At 72.5% G+C, this 13,814-nt stretch carries 10 protein-coding genes; 1 reads left to right on the forward strand and 9 read right to left on the reverse strand.

What is annotated here, in order from left to right; genetic code table 11:
- Positions 1–48 precede the first annotated feature (48 nt).
- Positions 49–222, reverse strand: a complete 174-nt coding sequence (locus ABZ862_RS17995; protein WP_360958998.1) for a hypothetical protein — start codon at positions 220–222, stop codon at positions 49–51.
- A 477-nt stretch (positions 223–699) separates the two neighbouring features.
- On the opposite strand from ABZ862_RS17995, the gene ABZ862_RS18000 reads away from it, so the two are divergent.
- The gene (locus tag ABZ862_RS18000; protein ID WP_360959001.1) at positions 700–1,149 is read left to right on the forward strand and encodes a hypothetical protein; all 450 of its coding nucleotides are present in this window, start codon (positions 700–702) and stop codon (positions 1,147–1,149) included.
- Between the two features lie 36 nt (positions 1,150–1,185).
- Here the strand turns inward: ABZ862_RS18000 and ABZ862_RS18005 are convergent, their stop codons facing one another.
- From ABZ862_RS18005 to glgA, 8 genes are all read right to left on the reverse strand, one after another.
- Entirely contained in the window at positions 1,186–1,956 is a 771-nt protein-coding gene (locus ABZ862_RS18005) for a nucleotidyltransferase domain-containing protein (RefSeq protein ID WP_360959004.1), read from the reverse strand.
- A gap of 132 nt (positions 1,957–2,088) precedes the next feature.
- Positions 2,089–3,609, reverse strand: coding sequence for an SDR family NAD(P)-dependent oxidoreductase (locus ABZ862_RS18010; protein WP_360959007.1), 1,521 nt, complete (start codon positions 3,607–3,609; stop codon positions 2,089–2,091).
- 64 nt (positions 3,610–3,673) lie between these two features.
- Positions 3,674–5,089 carry a wax ester/triacylglycerol synthase family O-acyltransferase gene (locus ABZ862_RS18015; RefSeq protein WP_360959010.1) on the reverse strand — a complete coding sequence of 472 codons (1,416 nt, stop codon included), beginning with the start codon at positions 5,087–5,089 and terminating at the stop codon, positions 3,674–3,676.
- Positions 5,090–5,244: 155 nt separating this feature from the next.
- Entirely contained in the window at positions 5,245–7,596 is a 2,352-nt protein-coding gene (locus ABZ862_RS18020) for a GH92 family glycosyl hydrolase (protein WP_360959013.1), read from the reverse strand.
- A 222-nt stretch (positions 7,597–7,818) separates the two neighbouring features.
- Positions 7,819–10,170, reverse strand: a complete 2,352-nt coding sequence (locus ABZ862_RS18025; RefSeq protein ID WP_360959368.1) for an RICIN domain-containing protein — start codon at positions 10,168–10,170, stop codon at positions 7,819–7,821.
- A 364-nt stretch (positions 10,171–10,534) separates the two neighbouring features.
- Complete coding sequence (locus ABZ862_RS18030; RefSeq protein ID WP_360959016.1) at positions 10,535–10,927, reverse strand: cold shock domain-containing protein; 393 nt, start codon at positions 10,925–10,927, stop codon at positions 10,535–10,537.
- A 256-nt stretch (positions 10,928–11,183) separates the two neighbouring features.
- Entirely contained in the window at positions 11,184–12,404 is a 1,221-nt protein-coding gene (gene glgC, locus ABZ862_RS18035; RefSeq protein ID WP_360959018.1) for a glucose-1-phosphate adenylyltransferase, read from the reverse strand.
- Positions 12,405–12,473: 69 nt separating this feature from the next.
- Positions 12,474–13,667, reverse strand: coding sequence for a glycogen synthase (gene glgA, locus ABZ862_RS18040; protein ID WP_360959021.1), 1,194 nt, complete (start codon positions 13,665–13,667; stop codon positions 12,474–12,476).
- Positions 13,668–13,814 lie beyond the last annotated feature (147 nt).

A 13,814-nucleotide genomic window follows, 5' to 3' on the forward strand; every position in this document is an offset into this window, starting at 1 on the left:
CGCCCCCGGCCGCGGCTGCTCCACGGCGTTCCTCGGGTCCTGCCGGGTTCAGTCCACGCTGGGCAGGATGTGGTCCTCGGCGAGATCGTCCTCGTAGCCCGCGAGACGGATGGGGGCGGACCGGGCCCATACATCGATACTGCGGAGCTCTCCCAGGCGACGGCCCGCCCGCTCCGTACGTTCCTTGGGCCGTGGCTCGCTGTTCGTCTTCTCCGGTGTCACCGCGCACTCCTTATGTGTCGGGTCACCCGCGGGGCATTCCGGTCACTGTCCGGGCCGGTACCTGACGCCCGCTAGGGTGCGGCTGAAGTTCCAGTTCGGACGCGGTGGCGCCGGTCGACTCGTGCGTGAGGCGAGCCGCTGTGGACCGGCCTGCCCGGGACGGACCGTGGGTGAGGGTGGGACCCCGTGGTGCTGTCCGTCCCTCCCAGATTAACCAAATGAGCACGGCCCCGCTCGATAGCGCCGCAAACAAGCTGTAACTATCTCGCGTCAACTCGCTACATCGGCTCACACTTTGACATGAGTTGTTAACTTATGCGCCATTTTTACCTCACTCGTTCGGCCTACGCGGCGCGTACGCCCGCGAGCAGACGGCGAGAAGCCCACCTGGCGCAGTTCAGGTGGCGTTGGCTGCCCGGCAAGGTCCCCATGATCTGCTGGCGTACCGCAACGGCTGACTCGCGGGAGGACTGACGCATGGAGCTGCGCAGCGTCGAGGAGCTGATGGACCTGCTGCACGCCCGCCGGGGCACCGGCGGTGCGGCCCCGGACCGGGACGGTGTCCCGGCCCCCGACCCGCGCCGGCTCGCGCTGCGGACCGCCGCGCTGCTGCGCCGCGCCCGGCCCGCCGACAAGGAGCTCCAGGTCGCGGGCCTGGTGCTGGACGTCGCCCGGCTGCTCGGGCCCGACACGGTGCGCGGGCTGCTCGGCGGACGGGTCGCCGCCCTCGTACGGCACCACCGGGACGACGCCGCCCGGCACCGCCCGGACCACGGCGCCGCGCCCGACGACGACGATGTGCTGCGGCTGCGCCAGGCGGCCGAGGAGGCCCGGCTCACCCCCTTCGACGCCGGGGTGCTGGAGGACTGGCGCACGGTGCTGGAGATGGTCGCGGAACGGCACTCGGCGCTGGGCGCCGTCGACTGACGACACCGGCCCGCGGCTTCCCCTCCCGCGGTCGCGTCACCCGGTCGCGCACGCCGTCCAGCACCGCTCGCGCACCCGGCGCAGCCAGGCTTCCGCGGCCGCCTCGTCGGGCTCGTCCGGCAGCACGGTGGCCGATGTGCCGAAGGCGGCCTCGTAGTGCCTGAGCAGCGGCAGCGCCGCCTCTGGGTCCGCGGCGACCCGCTCGCCGAAGTCCCGGTACTCCTGCGGGTCCTCGACCCGCAGGGTGAGCCGGCCGGTGGTGTAGAGCTCGAGACCCTGGTGGCAGAGCCGCTTCAGGTGCCGGGCGTGCTTGGCGACCCGGGCGCCCCTCTCCCGCGGGTCCTTGGCGCGCAGGCGGCGGAACTGCCGGGTGGCGTAGCCGAGGTAGGCGGCGCGCACCCGGTGGGCGGACAGCAGGGTCGCGCGGATGCCGATCAGCTCGTCGCCGAGCGGGGTGCGCACCTCGTACAACTCGTCGGGCAGCCAGACGAGTTCCGTGACGGTCGGGTTGCCGCCGAGGGCGAGCCTGCACCATTTGGCCGCCTCGTGCAGGGTCCGGTCCGGGTCCGTGGAGACGTACGACTCCTTCGGCGGGTGCAGGCCGTGCAGCCGCTCGGTGGGCACGGCGAACAGCCCGAGCCGGTCCGTGTCGGAGCCGGCGTGGGCCAGGCCGTACGCGGTCGAGCCGACGATGCCGGACAGCAGGACGCTCGCGGCGTCCGGAGCGTCCGGCACATCCGGAACCTCCGGAGCGCTCGGCACCCGCGCGGCGCCGGGCATGTCCGCGGCGTTCGGAACAGCGGTCACCGTGATGGCCCCCTCGGCACGATGGTGCGCCCGCCCATGATCAGGCGGTCGCACCATTGTGCTGAGGCAGGGGGCACCGGGTCACCGCATTTTCCCCCGGCAGGCGTCACGCGGCCCCGGCGAGGGTCCGGCCTACCACTTGCCCGGCGCGTAGTCCTTCAGGAAGACGCCGTACAGGTCGTCCCCCGCCTCGCCGCGCACGATCGGGTCGTAGACGCGGGCGGCGCCGTCGACGAGGTCGAGCGGGGCGTGGAAACCGGCCTCGGCGAGGCGGACCTTGTCCGGGTGCGGGCGTTCGTCGGTGATCCAGCCGGTGTCGACGGCCGTCATGAGGATGCGGTCCTTCTCGAACATCTCCTGCGCGCTGGTGCGCGTGAGCATGTTCAGGGCCGCCTTCGCCATGTTGGTGTGCGGATGGCCGGCGCCCTTGTAGCCGCGGTCGAAGACGCCTTCCATGGCGGAGACGTTCACGATGTACGTCCGCCGGGCGTTCGCGGCGGCCATGGCCGCGCGCAGCCGGCTGATGAGGATGAAGGGCGCCGTGGAGTTGCACAGCTGGACCTCCAGCAGCTCCACCGGGGTCACCTCGTCCACCGGCTGGATCCAGCTGTTGGTGTGGTGCAGGTCGGGTACGAGCCCGCCCGCGTCGATGGCCGTGCCCGCGGCGATCCGCTCCAGGGACGCCGACCCGGACACCAGGGCGAGGCCGGTGACCTCCCGCGCGGTGAGCGCGCCGCCCCCGGCGACCGGGAGCTCGGCGACCGCGCCGGAGCCGAAGGTGCCGATCACCTCGGCGGCCGGCAGCTCACCGGCGGGCAGCGGGGCGGACTCGGCGGCGAGCAGCTCGCTGTAGGCCTGCGGCGAACGCCGGACGGTCTGCGCGGCGTTGTTGATGAGGATGTCGAGGGGACCGGCGGCGGCCACCGAGTCGGCGAGGGCCACCACCTGGGCGGGGTCGCGCAGGTCGATGCCGACGATCTTCAGCCGGTGGATCCAGTCGGCGCTGTCGGGCTGGGCCTTGAAGCGGCGGATCGCGTCGCTGGGGAAGCGGGTGGTGACGGTGGTGTGCGCGCCGTCGCGCAGCAGCCTGAGGGCGATGTACATGCCGATCTTGGCGCGTCCGCCGGTGAGCAGGGCGCGCTTGCCGGTGAGGTCGGTACGGGCGTCGCGGCGGGCCCGGTTCTCGGCGGCGCAGGCCGGGCAGAGCTGGTGGTAGAAGTAGTCGACCTCGACGTAGCGCTGCTTGCAGGTGTAGCAGGAGCGGGGGCGCTGGAGTATGCCCGCGAGCCGGCCCTCGGCGGTGCCCGAGGAGGGCAGGATGCCCTCGGTCTCGTCGTCGATGCGCTGCGCGGAGCCGGTCGCGGTGGCCTCGGTGACCGCCTTGTCGTGGGCGGTCTTGGCGGCGCGGCGGTCCTGGCGGCGGCGCTGCTTGACCGTACGGTAGATGTGCGAGGTGGCGCGGCGCACCCTGACGGCGTCGGGGTGGTCCACGTCCAGCCGGTCGAGTTCCTCGAGCACGGCGAGGCAGACGGCGAGGCGCTCCGGGTCGATGCCGGGCCCGTGCGCCGGCCCGCCGTCCGGCCCGGACACCTCCTCGGCACCGGGCTCGTACACCACGTCCCCCGTGGCCGGGCCGTCCTCTGTCACCGTCATCGCGCTGCCGTTCCCTGCTCTCCCGCGCGGCGCTCCGGTCGCGTCCGCCGTCGAACGGGGAAGTCTACGGAGCGCCCGGCCCCTCCTCCAAACCCGTCCCGGTGTGCGAACGGGCGGTGCCGGTGCTCCGGCGGGGTCCGGCCTCGCAGGCCGTGAGCAGGGTCTCCACCTCCTGGGACAGTGCGCGGGTCAGCCGGCCGAGGTCGGGTACGGCGGCCGCGTCGGCGACCAGGCCGTAGTGGACCTGTCCGCGGTACGTCGAGACGGCGACCGCGAGGGACTGGCCGGGGGCGAGCGGGGCGAAGGGGAAGACGGCGGTGAGGGGGTGGCCGCCGAGCTTCAGACCGAGGCTGGGCAGCGGGACGCTGGTGACGAGGATGTCGAACCAGAGCCGGGCCGCCTGGCCCACGAGCGGTCCGCCGAGCCGGTGGCCCAGGGCGGGCACGTGGTCGGCGAGCAGGGCGACGGCGCCCGCGCCGCGGCTCGGGCCGGCGTCCTTGTTGCGGTCCATGGCGGTGCGGACGGCACTGAGGCGGGCGAGCGGGTCGGGTTCGCCGACGGGGAGCTCCGTCAGATAGCCGGAGAGCCGGTTGCCCTGCGGCTGGGCGGTGCGCGGGCGGCGCCGGGACACCGGGATCAGGGCGCGGGGCGCGACGCCGTCGCTGCCGTCGCCGCGTTCGTCGAGCCAGCGGCGCAGGGCACCGGCGACGACGGCGATGAGGACGTCGTTGACGGTGCCTCCGGCGCTCTTGCGGATGCGGTGCACGTCGTCGAGGTCGATCACGGTGCCCGCGGTGCGGCGGGTGCCGGACGGCGGCGAGGCCAGGGCGGGGCAGGGGCGGGCCCGGAGCGTGGAGCGGACGACGGAGGCGGAGATGTCGAGGGCGCGGCCCGCTCCGGAGACCGCCTCGCGCATCAGGCCGGGCAGTCTGCGCACGTCCGGCAGCAGGGCGCGCGGCGGCTCGGCGGGGCGGGGCCGGGCGGCGGGCAGGTCCATGGGGTCGAGGACGGCGGCGGCGAGGGTGAGGGCGCGCAGTCCGTCGGCGAGGGCGTGGTGGAACTTGAACAGCACGGCGAACGACATGCCGTCGGCGCCGGGCAGGACGTGCGCCTCCCAGGGCGGGCGCCGCCGGTCCAGCGGGCGCTGCATCAGCCGGCCGGCCGCGGCGTGGAAGTCGTCGGCCGGGGCGTGCAGCCGGACGTGGTCGAGCGGGTCGAAGGCGGGGTCGGGTTCGCGGGTGGCTCCGCCGAAGGCGGGCGGGAGGACCGGCGGGAGGGCGAGGGGCCGCCAGACGTCACGGATACGCATGCGCAGTCCGGGCACGGCGGCGGCACGGGCGGCGAGCAGGTCGGCCGCGTGGGCGCCGGCGGTGGGCGAGTGCGCGGCGAAGACGCCGAGCGCGCCCAGGTGCATGGGGTGGCGGTCGGACTCGATGTGCCAGAACACCAGGTCGAGTGGAGCGAGCAGATCGGACGTCACGGACTTGCCTCACGTCGACGGAGGATGGACCAGCAGTCAAGCGCCGGAGGTCGATCACGGTCAAGTACGACCAGGCTACACTCAGTTAACAACGGATTACGTCCCGCCCCCACCGGAAGGGTCCGAAAGGGGCGGGACGTGTGGGCCGACCGAGGTCACTTCAGGGCGGGCGGCGCCGCCTGGGCGGAGGTGCCCCACTCCGACGGCTGCGGGCCGACCGTGAACGACAGGGAGTGCAGGGAGCGCAGCGCGCCGGTCGTCAGATAGGTCTTGCCGTAGGCCTTGCCGTCGATGCGGGCCGACTGGATGTACCGGTCGGTGTCCGAGGTGCCGGACGCGGTGACGGTGAACCCGCCGCGCGGGTAGTAGCGGCGGTCGAGCTTCAGGTCGACGCGGTCGAAGACGGGCGTGGACAGGCCCCAGGTGTCGTAGCCGGGCTGCACCGGGAAGACGCCGATCGACGAGAGGACCATCCACGCGGACATGGTGCCGAGGTCGTCGTTGCCGGTCATGCCGGTGGGACCGTCGGTGAAGAGGGTCAGCGCGGCGTGCACGACGTCGGTGGTCTTCCAGGGCTGGCCGGTGGACAGATAGGTGTAGGGGGCGATGAGGTCGGGTTCGTTCTGCGGGTTGTACTTGTCGGCGTTGTAGTAGGCGTACGGGCCGTTGACCCAGACCTCGCGGGCGGTCTTCGCCGGGTCGGCGAGCAGTTGCCGGTAGGCGAAGAACGAGTCGAGGCGGTCGTTGGCCGCCTGCCTGCCGCCGATCAGGTCGACCATGCCGGGCAGGTCCTGCGGGACCAGCCACTGGTACTGCCAGGACGTGCCCTCGTGGAAGCCGGTGCTCTGGGCCGGGTCGGCCGGTCCGGTGAAGGCGCCGGAGGCGTCGCGGGCGCGGAAGAAGCCGGTGGAGGGGTCGTAGAGGGAGCGGTAGTCCTGGGCGCGGGCGGCATAGCGGGCGGCGTCCGCGTCATGGCCGAGGTCGCGGGCCATCTGGGCGAGCATGGCGTCGGAGAGGGCGTACTCGAGGGTGGCCGAGGCGCCGTGGTCGTAGTCCGAGTCGCCGGGCTTGGCGTGCGGGCGGCCGGCGATGTAGGGCGCGTAGCCGTTCGCGATGTACTCCTGGTTGGCCTCGCGGCCGACGGCCGGGGAGGCGGTGGGCGGCACGCCGTCGGCGTTCTGCTTCAGGGCGCGGTAGGCGCGCTCCTCCCAGCCCTTGAGCAGGCCCTGCTGGTAGGCGTTGGTGAGGAACGGGGTGACCGGGTCGCCGGTCATGATGTTCGTCTCCACCGTGCCGTAGCCCCACTTGGGCAGCCAGCCGCTCTCCTCGTCGATCCTGATGACGGAGATCGCCATGTCGCGCGCCTCGTGCGGGGCGAGCAGGGAGAGCAGCTGGGACTGGGTGCGGTAGGTGTCCCACAGCGACCAGTTCTGGTAGTACGTGAAGCCCTTGGCGGTGTGGATCCGCTGGTCCCAGCCGGTGTAGCGGCCGTCGGCGTCGCTGCCGATGTTGGGCGCGAGGAAGGACCGGTAGAGGGAGGAGTAGAAGACCCGGCGCAGGGTGTCGCCGCCGCCCTGGACCCGTACGTCCTCCAGCCGCCGCTCCCAGGCCCGCTGCGCGGCGTGGCGCACCGCGTCGAAGGAACGCCCGCCCTCCGCCTTCAGGTTGACGGCGGCGCCGTGCGCGTCGACGTAGGACAGGGCGGTGGTCGCCTCGACGGTGCGGTCCTTGGTGGTGTCGAAGCGGACGTAGGCGCCGTCGTGCCCGGTGGCCGAGCCCGCGGTGACCGTGGAGCCGTCCCAGGTGCCGTAGGCGGTGAAGGGGCGGTCGAAGCGGGTGACGGTGTAGACGGTGTAGGGCTGGGTGTCCCCGCAGAAGCCGCGGCCGGTGATCGCGGTGCGTACGGTGCGGCTGTCGAGGATCTCGACCTGGGTGGAGACCTTGCGGTGCAGTGACTGGCCCGCGTCGATCAGCACGTTGGCCTTGTCAGTGGCGGGGAAGGTGTAGCGCTGCACGCCGGTGCGGGCGGTCGCGGTCAGCTCGGCCTTGACCCCGGAGTCGAGGCCGACGCGGTAGTAGCCGGGGCTCGCGGTCTCGTCGTCGTGGCTGAAGGCGGCGGCGTACTTGGCGTAGTCGGTCTGGGTGACGTCGCCGGTGGTGGGCAGGACGGGCAGGTCGCCGCCGAGGCCGCAGCCGACGCCGGAGAGATGGACCAGGGAGAAGCCCCGGATCCGGCTCTGGGAGTAGTCGTAGCCGGTGTTGTGACCGGTGTCCGGGGAGAGCTGCACCATGCCGAACGGCACGGCCGCGCCGGGGTAGGTGTTGCCCTCGTTCTCGGTGCCGATGAACGGGTTGACGAGGTCGGTGAGCGGTCCCTGCCGGTCGGCCGCCAGTGCCGTGGGCCCGGCGAGGGCGGTGCCGAGGAGGGCGGCGGCCGTCACCGCGCGGACGGCGCGGCGCAGCCAGGTGCTCCTGCCGGACGGCCGGCCCGGGGTGCCCGGGGACATGTTCAGGGACGTACGCGGGGTGAGGCTCGATGGTGCGGGAGTGCTCCCGGATCTGCTCCGGGACATGCTCGGGGACGTGCTCTGGGGCGCGCTCATACGCGGTCTGGCCTCCTCAGAACGCTGGGACAACGTTGTCGCAGCGCGATCATTCTTGGGTGAGGGCGTGTACTCGTCAAGGACGCGGCGGTGTACGGCGGTTGGCGCCGGGCCGGGTTCGCCCGCTCAGAGCAGTCGCCACAGATGGTCGTCGGTGCCGTTGTCCGTGAACTGGACCACCTGGGCGCTGTTGGCCGTGGACATGCCGTCCACGCCGAGCACCTTGCCGCTGTGCCGGTTGCGCACCAGGAACCAGCCGTCGCCCTGGTCGACGCGGGTCCAGAGGTGGTCGTCGGTGCCGTTGTCCTCGTACTGCACGACGACGGCGCTGTCGGCGGTGGACATCCCGTCGACGCCGAGCACCTTGCCGCTCTGGCCGTTGCGCACCAGGAACCAGCCGCCGCCCTGGTCGACGAGCTGCCAGGCGTGGTCGCCGGTGCCGGTGTTGTCGTACTGCACCACGCGCGCACTGTTGGCCGTGGACATGCCGTCCACGGCGAGCACCTTGCCGCTGTGCTTGTTCTGGATGCGGCGGTACGGCGGCTCGGGCGTCCAGGGTGTGCCGTCCGGGGCGGCGGTCGGGAACGCCGCGATCCGCAGCCGGGCGGCGCCCATCGGGACCAGGGTGATCTGCTCGGTGGCGCCGGTGGAGCGGGCGGGGCTCTGCTGGAGCGGGGCGACGACGTGCTCGTCGTCGGCGACCCATTCGGGCAGCCGGTAGGCGTCTGCGGTGAGGGTGAGCGGGGTGCCGGCCTGGGTGAAGGGGTTGTCGGGGACGGTGTCCGAGGCGCGGTGCAGGACCGGTGAAGTGCCCTGGGCGAGGGCGTAGTTCCAGGGTGTGGTGGCGTGCACCGCGTACTCGGGGAAGATGTCGTCGCCGGCATAGCGGACGTAGCTCTCGCCGATGCGCAGCGCGTAGCTGAGCGGGCCGTGCCGGACGCTCACGGCGTCGTGGTTGCCGGTCCAGGTGTGCAGGACGGTGCGCTGCGGGAGGGTCAGGGTGACCCGGTCGCCGTCGTGCCAGGTGCGCTGGACGCGGACGAACGCCGGGCCGTCCTGGGCGGCGAACGGCTGCCCGTTGACGAGCAGTTGAGGCCCTGTGCACCAGCCGGGGACGCGCAGGAGGAGCGGGAAGGCGGTGGGGGCCGGGAGGGCCAGGGTGAGGGTGACCGTGTCGTCGAAGGGGTAGCCGGTGTCCTCGGTGACGGTGACGGTCACGCCCTGGGCGACGGTGGCGCGGACCTGGCCGGGGGCGTACATCGCGGCGGCGAGACCGCCGTCGGGGGTGGCGAGCCAGAGTTCCTCGTTGAAGTACGGCCAGCCCATGCCGTAGTTGTGCGGGCAGCAGCGGTACTGGTCGACGCCGGGCTGGAAGGACTGCATGGCGAAGCCGTTCTGGAACTGTCCCTGTGTCTTCGGGGTGTTGTCCAGATCGATGCTGTTGGCGCCGGTGACGTAGTGCACGGCCCTGCCCTCGGGGTCGAGGGAGGCGGGCAGCATGTTGAACGCCAGGTCCTCGCAGCGGTCCGCCCACACCGGGTCGCCGGTGATCCGGGTCAGCAGCTCGTGGCTGGCCATGAACTCGACGATGCCGCAGGTCTCGAAGCCCTGCCGGGGGTCGCCGAAGCCGGGCCGGATGTTCTCGTCACCGGCGATGCCGCCCCCCGGGAACTGACCGTAGGAGCCCATGACCTGGTCGTACGTGGTGTACGTCGCCCGGGTCAGGTCGGCGGAGCCGGAGCGCTGGGCGTACTGGGCGGGCTCGCGGAAACCCTGGGCGATGTTGACGTTGTGCGGGGTCGGCAGCGGGCCGCTCCAGTCCGCGCCCCAGGCGTGCATCTTGTCGGCCAGGCCGAGCAGGAAGGCGTCGCCGGTACGGCGGTGGAGCCACAGCGCGATGTCGATGCCGTCGCCCCAGCGCAGCGACACCCAGCTGGTGTCGAAGGCACCCTTGCCCTGGGCGTTCATGAAGGTGAGGAAGCGGGTCAGGAACGGCACGACACGCGTGTCGTGGGTGAACTCCTCGTAGCTGCGCAGTGCTTGGAGCAGCGGCAGGAAGGGCCAGAAGTCGGGGCCGCCGTTCAGGGAGGTGCGCAGGGACGTGGGGCCGAAGAATCCGTCGGGCTGCTGGGTGGCGAGGATCGCGTCGATCCAGCGGCGGGCGGTGTCGAGGGCGGCGCTGTCGCCGGTGGCGACGGCGAGGGGGACGTATCCGCGCAGCCAGTACGGCAGTTCCTCCCAGCCGGCGTTGCCGGGACGGGTCCAGCCGCTGGTGGCGGGGTCGAGGAAGTGGGAGCGCTCGGCGTAGCGCCCGCACAGGCCGGCGAGCTGGAGACGCAGCTGCCCGGCGAGCCAGCCGCGCGGGGTGACGCTGCCGGGCGGCAGCCGGGTGAAGGCGTCGGCCGCGAGAGCGGCGGTGGCCGCCGCGGGCGCCGGGGCGGCGTCGGAGGCGGCGGCGGGCGTCGCCGGTAAGGCCACGCCGGCGGCGAGGGATCCTGCGGCGAGGCATCCGGTCTGCAGGAAGTGGCGTCTGGTGGGCACGGGTCGGGTCACGGTGGCGTCCTCCCGCCATAACAACGTTGTCATGGACAGCAGTTGGCATGACAGCACGCCGCTCCGGTCCGCGTCCAGGGCATGACAAGGACGGGGGTGGGGTGGAGGGGAGGGTTTTCGGCCAACCGGGGACCGTCGGGAGCCCGCGGACCGGCAGCCGTCACCGGCCCCTGGAGCCCGGGCCTCTCCGGCCCGGGACACCGGGAACACCGGGGGGCGGCCGGGAGCGCCCGGGGACGCTCAGGAACGTCCGGGAGAACCCGGTGGGGCCCTGTGGGGCCCGGACCGCTCAGTCCTCGATCCAGCCCTGCTTCTTCGCGAACTCCAGCAGTTCGTGCCGGATCTGCAGGAGCTGCTGACCGGTGAGGCTGGGCACCGCGTGCAGCAGCAGCTCGGTCACGTCGTGCGTGAAGTCCTCGCTCGCCAGGACGTCGCACAGCGCGTCGTCGCCGCCCACCGACGGCACGGACGACACGGAACGTCCGGAGGAGGCACCCTTGGCCAGCCGGATCGACGACGCCTTGGGGCCGCGCTCGCCCTCCTCGATCTCGAACTCGACCGACAGCCCGGTACGCACCATGGCCTCGGGGATGAGCAGATCGTTGACGTGCAGGAAGACGTCCTCCTGCCCGTGATCCGGGGTGATGAACCCGTATCCCCGCGTACTGTCGAACCTCACCACACGACCGGTGACCACTGTGAAACCCCCAACCACTCCGGGCGACCGCCCGAAAGCACCGCGCCAGCATCCGCCGCCGATCGTACCAGCCGGAGTGCGGCGAACGGCGCAGGTCACAGCCGTCGCACCGGCCGCCGGGCCACGCGGTGGCGCCGATGGAGCACCCGCTGCCACCATCGGGGCGACCCGTCGGCACCGCCGGCACCCGCAGCCGCCGTCGGGGCGATCACCCGCGCTGCCAGGGCACCCTGCGCCGCAGTCAGGGCACCCGCTGCCCCTTGCCCAGGACGATCACCCCGCCCCGGGACACCGTGTAGAGCTCGGCGTCCCGTTCCGGGTTGACGCCGATCGTCGCGCCGGGCGGCACCTCGACGTTCTTGTCGAGGACGGCGCCGCGCACCACCGCGCCCCGCCCGATGTGCACGTTGTCGTGCAGCACCGACCCCTGCACCACCGCTCCCGAGTCGACGACCACGCCGGGCGAGAGCACGGACCGGGTGACCTGCCCGCGGATCAGGCAGCCCGCGCTGATGATCGACTCGCTGGCGATGCCGCCGGCGTTGAACCGGGCGGGCGAGAGCTGGTTGGAGTGGGTGTAGACGGGCCAGTCGCGGTTGTAGAGGTTGAACGCGGGGCGCTCGGCGATGAGGTCCATGTGGGACTCGTAGTAGGCGTCGATGGTGCCGACGTCCCGCCAGTAGCCCTGGTCGCGGGTGGTCTCGCCGGGGACGTGGTTCTCGCTGAAGTCGTAGACCTGCGCCTCCCCGCGCGCGGTGAGCTGGGGGAGGATCGAGCCGCCCATGTCGTGGGCGGAGCTCTCGTCCTCGGCGTCCCGCTGGAGCGCCTCGATCAGGGCCTTCGTGGTGAAGAGGTAGTTGCCCATGGACGCGAAGACGGACTGCGGGTCGTCGGGGAGTCCGGGCGGGTCGGCGGGCTTCTCCAGGAAGCTGTCCACCGTCTGCCCGTCGGAGCCCACGGTGATCACCCCGAAGGACGGCGCCTCCGAGCGCGGCACCCGGATCCCGGCGACCGTCACGCCCGCGCCGCCCTCGATGTGCTGTCTGAGCATCTGGCGCGGGTCCATGCGGTAGACGTGGTCGGCGCCGAAGACCGCGACGTACTCGGGCTGCTCGTCGTGGACCAGGTTGAGGGACTGCAGGATCGCGTCGGCGCTGCCCAGGAACCAGCGCGGGCCGAGGCGCTGCTGGGCCGGGACCGGGGTGACGTAGTTGCCGAGCAGGCTGGACATCCGCCAGGTGGTCGTGATGTGCCGGTCGAGCGAGTGCGACTTGTACTGCGTCAGCACACAGATGCGCAGGATGTCGCCGTTGACGAGGTTGGAGAGCACGAAGTCGACGAGGCGGTAGGTGCCGCCGAAGGTGACCGCGGGCTTGGCGCGGTCAGCGGTGAGCGGCATCAGGCGTTTGCCCTCACCACCCGCCAGTACGATGCCGAGCACCGAAGGACCACCACGACGCATGGTCGCTCCCCTCACCCTGGTTGCTGACCGATGGATGCCCCTGAGCAGGGCGTTCTAACCTGCCCGGGATCATCCCGGTTGTACCGGACCGCCGTGCCGTCCGAGGACCTCTTCGTAGAGCCGTACCGTCCGCCGCGCGATCGCGTCCCAGCCGAACTCCTCGACGGCCCGCTCGCGCCCGGCCTCGCCCATCCGGCGGGCGGCGGCGGGATCGGCGAGCACGGTGTCGAGGGCGCGCGCGAGGGCTGTCTCGAAATCGCCGCCGCCGCCGTCGCCGTCGTCGTCCACGTCGACGAGCAGTCCGGTCCTGCCGTGGTCCACCACCTCGGGGATACCGCCCACCCGGGAGGCGACGACGGGCGTGCCGCAGGCCATGGCCTCCAGGTTGACGATGCCCAGGGGCTCGTAGACGGACGGGCAGACGAACACGGCGGCGTGGGTGAGCAGCTGGATGACGTCCGTGCGCGGCAGCATCTGCGGGATCCAGTGCACGCCCTCGCGGACCTGGCGCAGCTCCTCGTACAGTTCGCGGAACTCGCGGTCGATCTCCGGCGTGTCGGGCGCCCCGGCGCACAGCACGACCTGCGCGGCCGGGTCGATGTGCCGCGCCGCCCGCAGCAGATGGGGCACGCCCTTCTGCCGGGTGATGCGGCCGACGAACAGGATGTAGGGGCGGCCGGTGTCCAGGCCGATGCGGGTGAGGACGTCGGTGCCGTGGTCCGGGCGGTAGAGGGTGGTGTCGATGCCGTTGTGCACGACGTGCACCCTGGCCGGGTCGAGGGCCGGGTAGCAGCCGAGGATGTCGTCGCGCATGGCGCCGGAGACGGCGACGACGGCGTCGGCGGCCTCGATCGCGGTGCGCTCGGCCCAGCCGGAGAGGGCGTAGCCGCCGCCGAGCTGCTCGGCCTTCCAGGGGCGCAGCGGCTCCAGCGAGTGGGCGGTCACCACGTGCGGCACGCCGTACAGCAGCTTGGCGAAGTGCCCGGCGAGATTGGCGTACCAGGTGTGGGAGTGGACCAGCTCGCAGCCCTCGGCCGCGGCGGCCATGGAGAGGTCCACGGAGAACGTGCGCAGCGCGTCGTTCGCGCCGTCGAGGACGGGCCAGGAGCGGTGCCGTACGACACCGTCGGAGCGGCCCTCGCCCCAGCAGTGCACGGCGACGTCGACCAGCGGTCGCAGCTCCCTGGCCAGGAACTCGACGTGGACGCCCGCGCCGCCGTAGACGTCCGGCGGGTACTCCCGGGTCAGCAGGCCGACTCGCACCCAAGGCTCCCATTTGTGACGGTTGAGTCTGTCGTGGTTGATCTCCCACATCCTCACCCAGGAGTGGCGTGGGGGGAAGAGGAAGACGTCCGGGAGCCGGGGTGTCATACCTGGGGCACCCGCCTGAGGGAGGATTCCACGCGTCGC

Origin of the sequence: Streptomyces sp. NPDC047000, assembly GCF_040644295.1 — a bacterium.
In the GTDB taxonomy this organism is placed as follows: Bacteria; Actinomycetota; Actinomycetes; order Streptomycetales; family Streptomycetaceae; genus Streptomyces.